This window comes from Marinitoga hydrogenitolerans DSM 16785, from assembly GCF_900129175.1.
Classification (GTDB): domain Bacteria; phylum Thermotogota; class Thermotogae; order Petrotogales; family Petrotogaceae; genus Marinitoga; species Marinitoga hydrogenitolerans.
On record NZ_FQUI01000046.1, the window covers coordinates 1 to 16158 of the forward strand.

12 protein-coding genes and 1 pseudogene are annotated in these 16158 nt (G+C 24.6%); 9 read left to right on the forward strand and 4 right to left on the reverse strand.

Annotation, left to right across the window (positions count from 1 at the left end; genetic code table 11):
- The first annotated feature begins 284 nt into the window (after nucleotides 1-284).
- The 4 genes from hfq to rpsT all read left to right on the forward strand — a co-directional run bounded on the left by hfq (nucleotide 285) and on the right by rpsT (nucleotide 3245).
- Nucleotides 285-527 (forward strand): RNA chaperone Hfq, encoded by a 243-nt coding sequence (gene hfq / locus BUA62_RS09850; protein WP_072865886.1) that lies wholly within the window; start codon nucleotides 285-287, stop codon nucleotides 525-527.
- Between the two features lie 95 nt (nucleotides 528-622).
- On the forward strand, nucleotides 623-1615 hold the full coding sequence (locus tag BUA62_RS09855) for a M23 family metallopeptidase (RefSeq protein WP_072865887.1): 993 nt from the start codon (nucleotides 623-625) through the stop codon (nucleotides 1613-1615).
- Between the two features lie 124 nt (nucleotides 1616-1739).
- On the forward strand, nucleotides 1740-2936 hold the full coding sequence (gene metK, locus BUA62_RS09860; protein WP_072865888.1) for a methionine adenosyltransferase: 1197 nt from the start codon (nucleotides 1740-1742) through the stop codon (nucleotides 2934-2936).
- A gap of 30 nt (nucleotides 2937-2966) precedes the next feature.
- Nucleotides 2967-3245 (forward strand): 30S ribosomal protein S20, encoded by a 279-nt coding sequence (gene rpsT, locus BUA62_RS09865; protein WP_072865889.1) that lies wholly within the window; start codon nucleotides 2967-2969, stop codon nucleotides 3243-3245.
- Between the two features lie 40 nt (nucleotides 3246-3285).
- On the opposite strand, the gene BUA62_RS09870 is transcribed toward rpsT, so the two are convergent.
- The gene (locus BUA62_RS09870) at nucleotides 3286-5316 is read right to left on the reverse strand and encodes a methyl-accepting chemotaxis protein (RefSeq protein WP_072865890.1); all 2031 of its coding nucleotides are present in this window, start codon (nucleotides 5314-5316) and stop codon (nucleotides 3286-3288) included.
- Between the two features lie 232 nt (nucleotides 5317-5548).
- On the opposite strand from BUA62_RS09870, the gene trmB reads away from it, so the two are divergent.
- Both trmB and BUA62_RS09880 read left to right on the forward strand, forming a co-directional pair.
- A complete protein-coding gene (gene trmB / locus BUA62_RS09875; RefSeq protein ID WP_084670780.1) occupies nucleotides 5549-6493 on the forward strand; it encodes a tRNA (guanosine(46)-N7)-methyltransferase TrmB in 945 nt (314 codons plus the stop codon).
- A 71-nt stretch (nucleotides 6494-6564) separates the two neighbouring features.
- Nucleotides 6565-8043: a diguanylate cyclase gene (locus BUA62_RS09880; RefSeq protein ID WP_072865891.1), complete on the forward strand. Its 1479-nt coding sequence runs from the start codon at nucleotides 6565-6567 to the stop codon at nucleotides 8041-8043.
- 11 nt (nucleotides 8044-8054) lie between these two features.
- Here the strand turns inward: BUA62_RS09880 and BUA62_RS09885 are convergent, their stop codons facing one another.
- Nucleotides 8055-9182, reverse strand: coding sequence for an MFS transporter (locus BUA62_RS09885; protein WP_072865892.1), 1128 nt, complete (start codon nucleotides 9180-9182; stop codon nucleotides 8055-8057).
- Between the two features lie 613 nt (nucleotides 9183-9795).
- Here BUA62_RS09885 and BUA62_RS09890 point away from each other — a divergent pair.
- Nucleotides 9796-11034, forward strand: coding sequence for a hypothetical protein (locus BUA62_RS09890; protein WP_072865893.1), 1239 nt, complete (start codon nucleotides 9796-9798; stop codon nucleotides 11032-11034).
- A 42-nt stretch (nucleotides 11035-11076) separates the two neighbouring features.
- Complete coding sequence (locus tag BUA62_RS11715) at nucleotides 11077-12831, forward strand: HD-GYP domain-containing protein (RefSeq protein ID WP_072865894.1); 1755 nt, start codon at nucleotides 11077-11079, stop codon at nucleotides 12829-12831.
- Nucleotides 12832-12856: 25 nt separating this feature from the next.
- Here the strand turns inward: BUA62_RS11715 and BUA62_RS09900 are convergent, their stop codons facing one another.
- Nucleotides 12857-14605 carry an ABC transporter ATP-binding protein gene (locus BUA62_RS09900; RefSeq protein ID WP_072865895.1) on the reverse strand — a complete coding sequence of 583 codons (1749 nt, stop codon included), beginning with the start codon at nucleotides 14603-14605 and terminating at the stop codon, nucleotides 12857-12859.
- On the reverse strand, nucleotides 14605-15807 hold the full coding sequence (locus tag BUA62_RS09905; protein ID WP_268776023.1) for an ABC transporter ATP-binding protein: 1203 nt from the start codon (nucleotides 15805-15807) through the stop codon (nucleotides 14605-14607). Before BUA62_RS09905 ends, BUA62_RS09900 begins: the two co-directional genes overlap by 1 nt.
- 83 nt (nucleotides 15808-15890) lie before the next feature.
- Here BUA62_RS09905 and BUA62_RS09910 point away from each other — a divergent pair.
- Nucleotides 15891-16158, forward strand: a pseudogene (locus tag BUA62_RS09910) (transposase family protein); the annotation flags it as partial.

A 16158-nucleotide genomic window follows, 5' to 3' on the forward strand; every position in this document is an offset into this window, starting at 1 on the left:
CAAGTGAAAAACTATACTCTAGTTTAGAAATCTTTTTTAAGAGAACAAGTCTCAGGGGGATGTTATCTAAAACTATTTTACCAGAGGTAAAACTTAAAAACAAGCAAAAAATAAATACTGAAAAAGATGCTCAATAGAAAACTACTAATATAAAACATATAACTAAAAACACATAAATCAATATAAATAAAATATATTTACTTTTCAAAGAGCATATAAATAATAATAATAATCAATAACAATAATATAATTATTCTATACTAATTATACGAGGGGGAGTAGGAATGGCTGAGAAATTTAACTTACAAGAAAGATTTTTAAATTTATTAAGGACAAGTAGAATTGAATGTAAAATCTATTTTGAAGGTGGTTTTCAAACGACAGGTTTTATAAAATCTTTTGATAATTTTACTATATTATTAGAAAAAAAAGGACAACAATCTCTTGTTTATAAACATGCCATAAAAATGATTGTTCCATCAAAATATGTAAGATTATTTCAACAAGAAAATCAAGGGGAAAATTAAGACGCTAAATATTAGATATTAAATAAATTTTTACTCTTATCCAGAAGATTGTAGTATCTTCTGGATAATTGATATATAATTGTAGGAGGTATATTATGAAAAAGTTAATTATTATAAGTATAATTATTTTAAGTGTTATTTTTTCTTTTTCACAACGATTTTTACCTCCTGTTAAAGATTCCTATTTAACCTCCTCGTTTGGAGAATATAGAGATACAGGAGATAAACCACATTTTCACTTAGGGATTGATTTTTCTTCATTTTCAAGAATCGGATACCCGGTAAACGCTGCGGCAGATGGTTATGTTTATAAAATATGGTTAAATCACAAAATTTACGGTAATACTATATTTTTATATCACCCTGATTATGATTTATTAACAGTTTATGCTCATTTGAGCTCTTTTAATGGTTTGATTTCAGAAATAGCTAATTCTGTAATTGGAGAAGTAGGAAACTCTTTTGCAGAAGTGAAATTTCCAGAGGATGAAATAAGAGTTTCAAAAGGTGAAGAAATTGCTTACTCTGGAAAATCTGGAGAAGCGGAAATTCCACATGTTCATTTTGAAGTTAGAGAAATCAAAAAATCTGGAAATGATGAAATCGAAATTGTCAGAGATGCTTTAGAATTTGTAGATTATGTTGAAATGAGACCAAGAAAATTAGAAGCTCTTGAAATAAGATCAAACAATAGAACCTTTAAACTTTTAGATGATCAAATTACAGAAATTCCATTTGCTACTTTGCCAAAATTAGAAGTAAAAACAGCTGAAAAAATAGGTAATAATACTAAAATTGTGCCAAGAAAAATATCTTTACGTGTTAATGATGAATTAGTGTACGAAGTAGAATTTGATGCCATAAGAAACGATGAAATGTATTCTGCAAATGCTGTTTACGGATATGGTTCTAATATATTTACTTATTGGATCAAGTTATACTCATCATCGTTTATTACTCCTATTAAAGTTAATAGATGGAATGAAATTGCTTTTACTTTAAAAGATAGAAATCCTGCTGAATTAATATTAGAAGATATATGGGGAACAATAAAAATATATAAACTTGTATTAGTAAAAGAAATGTAACTTAAAATACAATAGATTTTAGTTTAAAATTAATCATTTATATGTGTAATGATTTATATTTTTGGTATAATAATATCTCGGACACCGATTAAATTTATTTAATTTTTATAAAGGAGGAAGAAAATTGAAAAAAAGACTTTTCACAAGTGAAAGTGTAACAGAAGGTCACCCAGATAAAGTAGCAGACCAAATATCAGATGCTATATTAGACGCTTTATTAGAAAAAGACCCATTTTCAAGGGTTGCTGTAGAAACATTAGTTACAACTGGGATGGCTATGGTTGCTGGTGAAATATCAACAAAAGCTTATGTTGATATTCCAAAAATCGTTAGACAAACAATTTTAGAGATTGGATATACTAGAGCAAAATATGGATTTGATGGTGAAACATCTGCTGTATTAGTTTCAATTGATGAACAATCACCAGATATTGCTATGGGTGTTGACAAAGCCTTAGAGGCAAAAACAGGTGAAATAAAAGACGAAGATCCATACGAAAAATTAGGTGCTGGTGATCAAGGAATTATGTTTGGTTATGCAACTAATGAAACAGAAGAAATGATGCCTTTACCTATAGTTTTAGCTCATAAATTAGCATATAGATTAACAGAAGTAAGAAAAAATGGAACATTAAAATTCTTAAGACCTGATGGAAAAACCCAAGTTACTGTTGAATATGATGAAAATGGAAAACCTATTGAAGTTGAAACAGTTTTAATTTCCACACAACATGAACCTGATGTTACAATAGAAGAAATTAGAGAGGCTTTAATTGAACATGTAATTAAACCTATTATTCCTGAACATTTATTAACAAATAATACAAGAATTTTAGTTAATCCTACTGGTAGATTTGTATTGGGTGGCCCTCATGCTGATACTGGTTTAACTGGAAGAAAGATTATTGTTGATACATATGGTGGTTGGGTACCACATGGTGGAGGAGCTTTCTCTGGAAAAGACCCAACAAAGGTTGATAGATCAGCTCATTATATGGCCCGTTATGTCGCTAAGAATATTGTTGCAGCTGGTTTAGCAGACGAAGTTATGATTCAATTAGGTTATGCTATCGGTGTAGCAAAGCCTGTTTCTATTTTAATAGATACAAAAGGAACTGCAAAAGTTGATGAAGAAAAATTATACAATGTTGTAACTGAAATGTTTGACTTTAGACCTGGAGCAATTATTAAAAATTTAGATTTATTAAAACCTATATATAAAAAGACTGCTGCTTATGGCCATTTTGGAAGACATGATGTTGAATTCCCATGGGAAAAAACTGACAAGGTTAATGAGTTAAAAGCCGCTTTTGGATTATAATAAAAAATAATATAAAGGAGGAATTTTAAAGTGCCAAACGTAAAATCCGCTGCAAAAAGAGTTAGACAAACAGCTAAAAGAAGATTAAGAAATAAAAGTTATAAGACAAGAGTTAAAAATTCAATTAAAAAACTATTATCTGCTATCGAAGAAAAGAAAGAAAAAGAAGTTATAAATGAATTATTAAGCAATGCTTTTTCTGTAATCGATAAAGCTGCTAAAAAAGGTGTTATTCACAGAAATAATGCAAATAGAAAAAAAGCTAGATTAACAAAAAAAGTTAAAGAATATTTAGGTGAAGAAGCTTAACACTTAATAAAAAATCCCCGCATTATTGTCGGGGATTTTTTTATGATATTTTTGATATTGCTTTATCTAATAATTCTATAAGTTTTTGTGAAATACTTTCTGCTTCTTTTAATAAATTTGCATTCTTTCCTTGATTTTTATACTCAAAAATCTTGGCATAATCATGCAATCTCTTGTGTAAGGTAAGTATTTCATCCCAAATATCTTTTATTTCATCTGGAATATTATTCGATACAACTTTTACAAAAATACCAAAACCACACTTTTCATGATTATCTTCCGATAAAATCATTAAATTATTATCAACAGATTTTTTGAATTCGTTCATCCACTTTTTATGTGATTCTTTTGCATTATTAAATTCAGAAATTAAATCTTCTTTTGTAAATAATTTAAATGAAGAGAACATATCCACTGTTTTAATTAATTCATATGATTCTTTTTCCACTTTATTTAACAATTCTGAGTTTCTATTTCTTATATAATTCTGTTCTTCAATTACTTCATCCATACTTTCTTTCAATAAACTAACTAATTCTGTGATGTTTTGTGATGAGGCCGTCAATTCTTCAACTGCAGCTCCTTGTTCTTGCGCACTTGCAGCAAGATTATCAGAATAATTTGATATTTTATCTACAGAATTAATCAGTTCATATAATTTATTAGTTGTATCCTTATTTATAGAAGAAACAACATCTATATCTTTTGACATCCCCATTACCATCTCTGATGTTTCATTTACACCACTCATAACTTCACCAAGATTTTCTCTAATGCTTTCAGCTGCTTTTCTACTTTCTTCAGCTAATTTTCTTATCTCATCTGCAACTACAGCAAATCCTTTTCCTGCTTCTCCTGCTCTTGCTGCTTCAATTGCAGCATTTAAAGCTAATAAGTTTGTTTGCTCTGATATATTTGTTATTGTTTCAACAACATCGTTTATTATTTCTGCTTTTTCAGAAACAGATTTAACTTTTTTAACAATTGGAATCATATTCTGGGCTATTTCATCCATTGTTTCATTTACTTTATCAAGTCCAACTCTTCCCTTTTCCGCAATTTCATTTATTTCATGTGCAATTCCACTTAATTCAACTGCCGTATTTGCTAAACTTTGTATATTATCGGATATCTCAAATGTACTTGCATTTTGCTGTTCAATATAAGTAGTTATAGTATTTAAAGATTCTTTATTTTTCATCAATGCATCATTTTCATTTTTAAAATTATTCTCAAAATTCTTAAGTTCCCTATTTATGGAATTAAATTGTAAAATATTATTTTTGAACCTATTATAAAAATTATTCAAAGATTGTCTAAAAGATTCTATAAAAATATTAAAATATTTTGAGATTTCCCCAATTTCATCCTCTGTTTTATATTCTAATTTATTAATTAAATCACCACCACTTTTAGATAATCTAAATAATTTATCTCTTACGAAATATAGTGGTTTTAAAATTTTTGAAATAAATACATAAATAATTATTAAACTCAAAATAATTATCACTGAAATAAATACTATTATTATTTCTAATCTTAAAATTATACTCTCAAATTGATTTGTTTTATTTTTTGTTAATTGATCATTTATATTCTCCAATTCATTAAATGCTGTTAAAGCTGGTGTGTCATCTATTTTTATTTTTTTATCTATTTCAGATATAGTTAATCCTTGTTTTTTTAATTCAGCTGCTAATTTTATATTTTTTCCGTATAATTCGAAGGTGTTTTTTATTATATCCAGATTTTTTATTTCTTCATCTGTAATGTCTGGAATTTGTTTATATTTTTCAAAATCTTTCATTACTTTAATTTCTTTTTCTTCAAATCTACTAATATATTTTTCATCCCCTCTTAAAATATAATTTTTAAATAAATGTATTCCTCCACCATAACCAAACTGTTCTTTTATGTCTGATAAAATTTTTTGTCTCTCTGTAACTGTATTTACATAATCATACCATTTAACTTCTAGTTTTTTTGTTTCATTAATCATAAAAAAACCTATAATTGAAAAAACTAATATTCCTATAACAATCATCGAAAGCATCTTTGTTTTTATTTTCATTTTTCCACTCCCCCTTATAAAAAATATATAGAAATTATTGTATTATAATTATATCATAAAAAAGATTTCAAATTATAATATTAGTGAAATTTGTATAAATATAAATTAATTGTATATTTTTTCTTTTTTCACAAATATACTCACAAACATACTATTTTTACAATATAATAATAATGTTTTTCATCAAAATATGATATTATATTATAGAATTATACTATGAGGAGGAAAAAATATGCATGATAAGATTGGGGTATTAAAATATTTCATAAAACCCCAGTATTATGATATATATCCATTAAATTGGAATGAAATCTTTGGAAATAAAAGAAAAATATATGTAGAAATTGGTTTTGGTAGTGGCGAATATATGGCAGCACTTGCAAAAGAAAATCCTGATATTAATTTTATTGGGTTTGAAACTTCTTTAACTGCACTATATAAAGCACAAATAAAATTTCACAAAAATAATATAAAAAATGCAAGAGTTATTCAAGGAGATGCGAGACTTCTAATTAGAGAATTATTTCCTTCAAATTCAATATCAAAATTAATAGTAAATTTTCCCTGTCCTTGGCCTAAAGAAAGACATAAAGAAAGAAGAATTTTTATTACATCATTCATTAATACATTAGCTGATGTTTTGAAAAAAGGGGGAATTATAGAATTAGCAACAGACGTTGATTGGTATGCACAAGAAGTTTATAATAATTTTAAAAAATCTGAATTTTTTGAACCTGAAAAAATAATAGAAAACTTTAATAGACCTATAAAAACAAAATATGAATTAAAATGGGATAAAGAGGGAAGAAATAAGTATTTGTTTATTGCAAAAAAAATTAAACATAATAAAGTTAAAAGAGTTTTGGAAGGAGTGAGCGAATTGCCGCATAAAAATATAAGAGATATTAATATTGAAAAATTAAAAGAATTAAAGGATAACCATATTAAAGAAAACAATTTATCTTTTACTGTTAATTCAATATATGAAGATTTATTAAATGACAGATTTTTATTAAAAGTTGTATCAACAGATAATGATTTTATGCAACAATACTATATTTCAATTTACAAAAAAACAAAGGATTGGCTTGTAAAACTTGATTCAACAACTATCCCATATAGAACACCTGCTGTTAAGTTCAGTGTTTATAAAATAGCAGAATTAATTGAAAAATAAAAATTTATACTAATATGTGATATAATAGGAGAAATAATAGGTTTATATTTTTGGGGTAAGGGTATGATTTTATGAAATCAAAATTTTATAATATTTTAATAATTTCATTATTGCTTGGTGGAATTTTATTTATTTTTATCAACACTCTGATACAAATTAGCATTGAACAAAAAATACTATATGATATGAAAAGTTCAATAAATATAATAAAAAACATATCATCAACAGTCTTTCATCTACAAAAAGAAAGAGGTTTGGTTAATATATATTTAAATGGTGAAGAGAGTATTTATAATAATATACTTCAAGAAAATATTTTAGTCGATGAAAATTTAAAAAAATTAAAAAATTTCAATTTAACTAATACTATGTATTCAATGGATGTAAAACTATTAGAAAATAAAATTAATTCAATTCGTCAAAATTATAAAAAAAACAAATTAACTCCTATTGATACTTTTTTAGAATATACTCAAATAATTAATAATTTAATAGATTTATATATATATCCTATAAAAGAACCAACGACATCCGCTATAGGGAAATATTTAACTTCTATTTATTTTTTAGAAAAAATTAAGGAATATGCTGGAGAATTTAGAGGTATTTTTTCCTCTATTATAAAAAAAGAAAATATTTCAGATACAGAATATTTCTTATTAGATAGAAGTTTTTATATGTTAACAGAGTTTCCTACTTTTAATGGTTTTCCCTTAAGCAAAGAAACCTATAATAAAATTAAAAAGGTTGAATCAGAATATATTTATAAAGATATAATGAATTATTACGAATTATTTGAAAATAAATCTAAAGACTTATTAACGCTTAATCCTGAAACTGTTTTCAACAATTTAACAAATTTAGTTGATTTTTTTCAAACTATGATTGATGAGGAATTATCAACCCTTGAAGTAAAAGTAAATACTAATATAAAATATAAAAAAAATTCTATTTTTATTGATTTCTTACTTTTAATTTTTAGTATAATTTTATTCGTTTTTATATTAAAAAACTATTATAAATTAATAAATACTAAAAACAAGCTTAAATATTTAGCTTCACATGACAGATTAACAAATCTATCAAATAGAAACTTATTTTTTGAAAAAGCTGAAAATATATTAGCTTTAGCTGATAGAAATAATTTAAAATATGCTATAATGTTTATTGATATTGATAATTTTAAAAAAGTAAATGACTATTTTGGTCATGATAATGGTGATACTATATTAAAGAATTTTGCTAATATTCTAAAACGTTATTTAAGAACTTCAGATGTCATTTCTAGATTTGGTGGTGACGAATTTCTAATTTTAATGCAATATAAAAAAATTGAAGATATATTTGTTGTAGCAAAAAAATTAAATGAAAAAATGTATAAAAAATTTACTAATAAAAATAGTTCCTTTTTTACTTCTTTAAGCATAGGAATATCTCTTTTTCCTGAACATTCAAAAAATTTAGATGAATTAATAAAATATGCTGATATTGCCATGTATGAGGCAAAAAAAACTAAAAATAATATAAAAATATATAAACCAGGAGATTGATTTCTCCTGGTTTATATTTCTTTTATTTCATTGAAATTTTTTTTAAAATTAAACAAGAAAAATGTTGAAACTAAACTAATTAATGATAAAGCTAAAATAAAGAAATTCATCCCGCCTATTGAATAAAATATGGATAAATATGGACCAAAAAAATTACCACTTATTCTAAATGCAGAAAATACTGCCATTCCTTTTTCTTCAAAACCTACAGATAAATATGATGCATATTCACTACTCATAGTCAATGAAAGTCCAAGGAATAAACCAGAAATAATGATTAAAAATAAGAATCCAACTATTGAATTAGAACCAACGAACATTGATAAAATTAATGTTGCAAATGTTGTTAAAGGTATCCAAATTTTTATTCCACTTATTTTATGTTTAAATAAATTACCGAGCATTAAAGCTAATGCGAATATTGATATATAAATTTTTCCAAATATTGGATTATTAATATATTTTTCAATAAAAAATGGCATTGTTGCTTGAAAACCAACTATAACTGCTAATGTTAAAATCCCAAAAAATGCAGCTAAAAATATTCTTGGTGAAAATTTAGTGACTTGTTTCTTTGCTTTTTCTAAATGTATTTCTATAACTGGTAATTGTTTATACACAAACAATGTCGTTATAAATAAAATAATACCAACAGTCATTAATACATAATAAGACATATAAATAAATCCTGTTCCAATAACAAGAGGACCCATTACTGCACCAAAACTTGCTAAAAATTCAATAAGTCCAAAATATTTTGTTTGTTCTTTTTCAGAAAAATCGGCTTTTGTTATTACTGTTAAAGCATTAGAAAATAATGCTGAATCTGCTATTCCTTGTAATGCACGAAATACTATTGCTAAAATAGGTAATTTCATTGACATACCTGATAAATATAATGCTGTACTCCATAATGCCATAGAGTATAAAAATGTTTTGCTTTCACCTTTACTTTCTAAAATTCTACCCCAAAAAGAACCAAAAAGAATTGATACTAATGGTGTTATACCTATAAAGGTACTTGCAAGTAATGTTGATCCAAACATTTCTGTTAACTGTGGAAACGATGAGGCTATTCCAACTTGAACAAACACTTGTAAAAATGGTAAAAATAAAATAAATCTTAAATTTTTCTTCAATCTATTCAACCTCCTACTTTATCCGTTCTTTACCTTTCTTGTCAACTTTAAACTATAAACATTAAATTAAGATGATAAATTTTTACTTCATGATTAAATAAATGATAATTATTCTCGCTATAAATCTTTTTAAATCAAAGTTTAATCATTATGTAATCATAAATAAATCATATAATTTTATATCCTTTAATTATCAACATACTATGTTATAATATAAGTAGATGGTTTATAATTAAGAACTTAGTTTATTTTATAAAAAGTTTTAATAATACGTATTTTAGAAGTTAACAACATAATGTGTTCATAACTATCGATTATGTTGATAATTTTATCAACTATTTTATGTTGATAAAATTTTTTAACAACCAAAATAGTAACTAATAACGTTGAAAGTTCATTATTTGACAACAAAATAAAGTATACCAACAAAATATATAGAACAAATATTCGTATATATATTTATTAACATTATTATGAAATAAAAATTTTTTTTATTTTCAAAGTTTTGAACTTATTAAAATATGCATAAATAAATAACTATATGAACTTATAAACATTCAACATCATTATAGCACCTGCACCTATTAAATAATATATATAAAGGAGAAAAATTATGAAAAACATTTTGTTGTTTACATTGAGTGTTATTTTAATATTATTTCTGATAGATATAGTTTTTATAAATATCTCTACACTTAAAGAATTAAAAACACTAAAAATAGAAGAAAAAAACACTCAAAAAGAAGAAATCTTAAATTTAAATCCTAAGAATAACCAAGAAGATTTTATAATAAAAACATGGTTTAAAAAAATTATAGATGGAAAATCTATAATCTTAAAAGATATAGTTTCTACAAATAAAAATATTTATATTATAGGTCAAAATGAAAAAGTAAATAAAAATATTGTAATTATAAATATCGACAACACTGGAAATCTTATTTTTCAAAAAGATATAAGAATATCAAATACAACTAAAATATACAAAGCAGAATATATAGATAATCATATATATATTGTTGGAACAGAGGATTATAAACCGGTAATATTTATATTAGATCAATCTGGAAATTTACTAAAATCAAAAATTTTTGAAAAAAACGGAACATTTCTTAGAATAATAAAAGATAACTTTGATAATATCTATGTAATTGGTTATATAATAGAAAAATCAAAAAAAACAGGATATTTTATTGAAATAAATTCTAATTTAGAAAAATTAAACGAGTTTAAAATTACATGGTATAATAATGAAACTATAACAGATATTTCAACAGACAGAAATTATATATACTTACTTGGAAATACTACTTCTACAGCAAACAATAATTCTGATATTTTTATAATCAAATTAAATAAATTTAATTATAACGATTATAAAATATCAAGATTTGGAAAAGAACAACTAAATGAATATGGATATTCTATAATAAAAGATAACAATAGTTTTTACATTGTTGGATATAGTACAACAAGTAATAATTTTCCATGGAAAGTACTTATTATAAAAGTGAATAATGATTTTAATGAAATTATGAGAAAAGATTATATGTTAAAGCGCTCATCTATAGCGTATTCTGGATTTTTATATAAAAACAAAATAATAATATCTGGATATACTCTTGAAAAAAATAATGATTTTGACGGATTTATAATTTTAATAGATAAAAAAGATGGAACTCTTTTGAAAGAAAATTATTATGGTGAAGATTATGACGAAAGAATATTAAACTCAAAATTAATATCTAATAATGCTATAATATCTGTGGGATACCAAAAAAAAGAAAACAACATATCTGGAATTATATTATATTCAAATTACGATGGAAGATTAAACGAATTTATAAAATAATATGTTATAATTAAAAAGATAATATCTTTGGAGGTTCTAAAAATGAAAAATGAACAAATAACATTATATAAATTACTAACAAAGAATATAATGATGATAGTAGTAACTGCAATAACCTTTGTTTTAATATTAGTAAGTATATTTAGTTTTATAAATATAACAAAAGTAGAAAAATCATTAAAAAATAATATTGAGGAATTGATAAAACTATCATTTAATTCTTTTTATAACACAATGTATGACTTTGATTCCAGATATTATAAAGGATTGGACATTCTAATAGAAGATATAAAGAAAAATACTCAAAAAGCTGATATTTTAATAGATGAATATATAGCTACACATAATACTCTTAAAAAAGATAATGTAACTATAATCAAAGATAATACTTTGTTAGATAATAAAATAAGAGAAAAATTAACCCAATTAGAACCATTCAATTATTTTATAGAACTTGAACTAAATTCCGATAAACTTATAAGAAATATATATATAAAAACAGATAAACAGATATATATGTTTAAAACTCTATTATCTACAGATAAAATACAACATACAATAAATACATTATCGGAATTAAAGGAAAAATATGAATTTATAACTGAAATTAATATATGTACTCATCATTTTGAAGGATTGTCTCCTAATTTTTCAGCATTAACAAAGGAAGATGAAGAATATTTAGTCCAAGCTTTTTCTACTGAAAAAGATATAGTTATAAAAAAAGGAGAAAAAATAAATTTTTATTTTATATGGAAATATGAAGATTCAAAAACATATTTTCATCCACTTGGGATTGTATTAAAATTAGATTTTAGTATGTATAGAAATTCTATGATTTTCAATATAATATTATTTATAATATTATTAATTTTCATAATGTTGTTTATTTCTAAAAAAGCACATAATGTTTCAAAACAAATATCTAAACCGTTTGAAATAATGTTAGATAATATGAAAAAATTTCAGGAAACTAGATATCTTGAATTTGATAAAATTATGGAAAAATGTGATATTAAAGAAATAAATGAACTTATGAATGAGTATCAAAAAATGACTGAAGACATAATGTCTTCTTTTGAAGAAATAAACGCAATGAATGAAGAATTAGAAACATCTTATAATGAAATAGAAAAAATAAATAATGAATTAGAAGAAGCTTATTTGAATTTCAGTACGCAACTTTCTATAATCGCTGAAGGCTTTGATGAAAATACCGGAAATCATGTACATAGAGTTGGAGAATTATCAGCATTTATTGCACAAAAATTGGATTTAAAAGATGAAATTGTACAAAAAATAAGACATTATGCACCACTTCATGATATGGGAAAAATTATGATACCAAAAGAAATATTAAACAAAAAAGGACGATTAACCGAAGAAGAATTTGAAATAATAAGAAAACACACATTATACGGAGGATTGATTATTGGAGATTCTCCAAAATTTGAAATAGCAAAGAACATAGCTTTATATCATCATGAAAAATACAATGGAAAAGGATATCCTCATGGATTAAAAGGTGATGATATACCACTTTGTGCAGCTATTGTATCAGTTGTGGATGTATATGATGCTTTACGTTCAGAAAGACCATATAAACCTGCGTTTACGCATGAAAAAACAATGAATATAATCTTAAAAGGTGATGATAGAACAAATCCAGATGATTTTAACCCAAAAATATTAAAAATTTTAAAAGAATATGAGCATGAAATAAAAGAATTATGGGAAAACATAAATCAAAACAGTTCAAAATTATTAGATGTTCTAAAAGAAATAGACAAAAAATAACCGGGGAAAATCCCCGGTTATTTTTTTAAGCGCCAATTTCTAAAAATTTAAACTGTGAAATATAAAGATTGTAATAATATCCTTTTTTTCTCATTAATTCTGAATGATTTCCTGTTTCAATAATTCTTCCATTATCAATATAAAAGATTCTATCAGCATTTCTTATTGTTGAAAGTCTATGAGCAATAACGAATGAAGTTCTACCTTTTAAAAGTTTTTTTATTCCATCTTGTACTAATTTTTCTGTATGAGTATCAATATTTGAAGTTGCTTCATCAAGAATTAAAATACTTGGATTTGCTAATAAAGCTCTAGCAAACGAAATTAATTGTCTTTCTCCTATTGATAGTCTAACTCCTCTTTCATTTACATCAGTATCATAACCTTTCTCTAATTTCATAATAAATTCATGAGCATGGACACTTTTAGCAGCCTTTATTATTTCTTCATCTGTAGCATCTAATTTTCCATATTTTATATTATTTTTTATAGTATCAGAAAAAAGAAATGTATCTTGAAGCATAATACCCATTTGAGAACGTAATGATTCTAAATCAACATTTTTAATATTATAACCGTCAATTAAAATTTGTCCTTTTTGAGGATCATAAAATCTACTTATTAAATTTACAATAGTTGTCTTTCCAGCGCCTGTTGGTCCTACTAATGCTATAGTTTCACCAGGGTTGATTTTAAATGAAACATTATTTAATACAATATCTCTATCATATGAAAAATATACATTCTTAAATTCAATATGTCCGTTTATTTTTGGCATAATTTCAGCATTTTCAGGATTTACAATATTTGGTTCTGTATCCAATATTTCAAATATTCTCTCAGCAGCAGAGATATTTGTAACTAATGAATTATAAAAATTACTTAAATTCATAATGGGTCTCCAAAACATACTTATATAACCAACAAAAGCAACCACAGTTCCAACAGTAACTTCATTTAAATTAATCATCTTTACACTTAAATAAAAAACAACAACACTTCCGATTCCCCAGGAAACAAAGACCATAGCCCAAAACCAATCATTTATCTTTACAGCGTTTACAAATGAATTCATCATTTTGTTTGTCAACAATTTAAATCTATTATTTGTTTTATTTTCTGCGGTAAAAGTTTTAACAACTCTTATGCCTGAAATAGCTTCATGAGTAAAAGCATTTAATTCTGATCGATTGTTTCTGTATTCCATCCATCTTTTTCTACTTATAGTTTCTATTAAGAATAATCCAATAATAAGTAAAGGCAAAATAATCATAGAGGCTAATGCTAGTTTATAATTCATATAAAACATAATTGCAGCAACAAAAATTAATGTTAATAATTCTGGAATTAAACTGGTTATACTATTTGCAAATAGTTGTTGTAATGAATTTACATCATTAACAACACGAGCTAAAATCTTTCCAACAGGTCTGCTATCAAAAAACGAAAAAGATAGCTTTTGTATATGTTCATATAACTCATGCCTTATATTTAAAACAATTTTATTGGTTATTTTACCCATTTCTATAATTCTAATTCTTGATAAAAATAAAGAAATTATATTTAATAATAAAATTAAACCTCCAATCATAAACAAACCATTTAAATCATTATTTGCTATATATTTGTCAATAGCAACCTTAAAAAAGTATGGATTAATCAAATTTATTATCATAACTATAATCATCAAAAATATTACAAATACAGTTTTTAATAAAAAAGGTTTTAAATATGAAAATATTCTAAAAATGATATTTAATTTTTCAAATTTCATTAAATCACCTCATCTCTTATTAAATCTTCAAAATCTTTAAATTGCTCTTTAAATATTTCAAAATATTTTCCTTTTTGTTCTAATAATTCGTAATGATTTCCTCTTTCAACAATTTCACCATTTTCAAGAAATATTATTTCATCAGCGTTTTTTACAGCAGATATTCTGTGAGCAATAATAATTTTTGTATTTTGTTTTTCCTTTGAATAAATACTTTCCAATAATTCATATTCTGTATCCATGTCAAGAGCAGATGTTGCATCGTCAAAAATAATAATAGGAGCATTTTTTAATAATCCTCTTGCAATGGTTAAACGTTGTTTTTGTCCTCCAGATAACCCTAAACCTCTTTCTCCTATTAATGTATCGTATTTTTCAGGTAATTTCATAATAAAATCATGAGCTTGAGCTTCTTTACAAACATTAATAATTTCTTTATCTGTTGCATTTCCTTTTCCATACTTAATGTTTTCTTTTACTGATTCAGAAAACAAAAATGTATCCTGAAAAATAATACTAATATTTTTTCTTAAAGAATTTAATGAAATATCATTTACATTTATACCATCAATAAGTATTTCACCTTCGTCTATTGGATAAAATCTTGAAATTAAACTAATTAATGTACTTTTTCCAGAACCCGTTGGTCCCATAATTGCTAAAGTTTTCCCTTCATCAATTTTGAAATTAATATTCTTTAATACATATTCATTTTCATATTTGAAACTTACATTTTTAAATTCGATAGATCCATGGATTCTATCTAATTCGATTCCTTTAAAATCTTCTTCTATTTCATTAAAAATCTTTTCAATCTTTTTTGCTGAAGCATTTGCTTGAGATAATATATTTGACAGCCAACCAATTAATCTCATAGGCCATACAATCATCCACATATATCCATTAAAGGCGACTAGTGTCCCTAAAGATATTTTTTCATTTATAACAAACATTCCGCCAACAGTAACAACCAAAATCAAAGCTGCATTACCTAAGAATTCTATTGTTGGAAAATATTTTCCCCATATTTTTGATTTCATAATATTCAAATTATAATTTTCATCATTCAATTTTAAAAACTTAAGAATTTCATACTTTTCTCTTGCAAAAGCTTTTACAAGCCTAACACCAGAAATATTTTCTTGAGCAGTGGTATTAATAACGGCAGCCTGATCACTAATCTTATCAAAGGCTTTTCCTATTTCGGTTCTCTTCTAAAAACAGTGGGTAAAAAAAGAAAAAATATGATATTATAGGAATGAAAGAAAAAAGGAGGAGGACCAAAATGATAAATGAATTGCCAAGATTTTTTGAAAAAATACTAAATATAAATGAACCATGGAGAATAGAAAAAATAGAACAAGATGGGAATAAAGTAAACATATATGTAAATTTCAAAAGAGGAGCGAAATTTGAAATAAACGGGAAGAGATATGGAGCCTACGATACAGTCAAAAAGACATGGAGACATTTAAATTTATTTCAATATGAAACATATATACATGCGAGAGTACCAAGGATAAAAACAGAAGATGGAATAAAAATAATAGAAG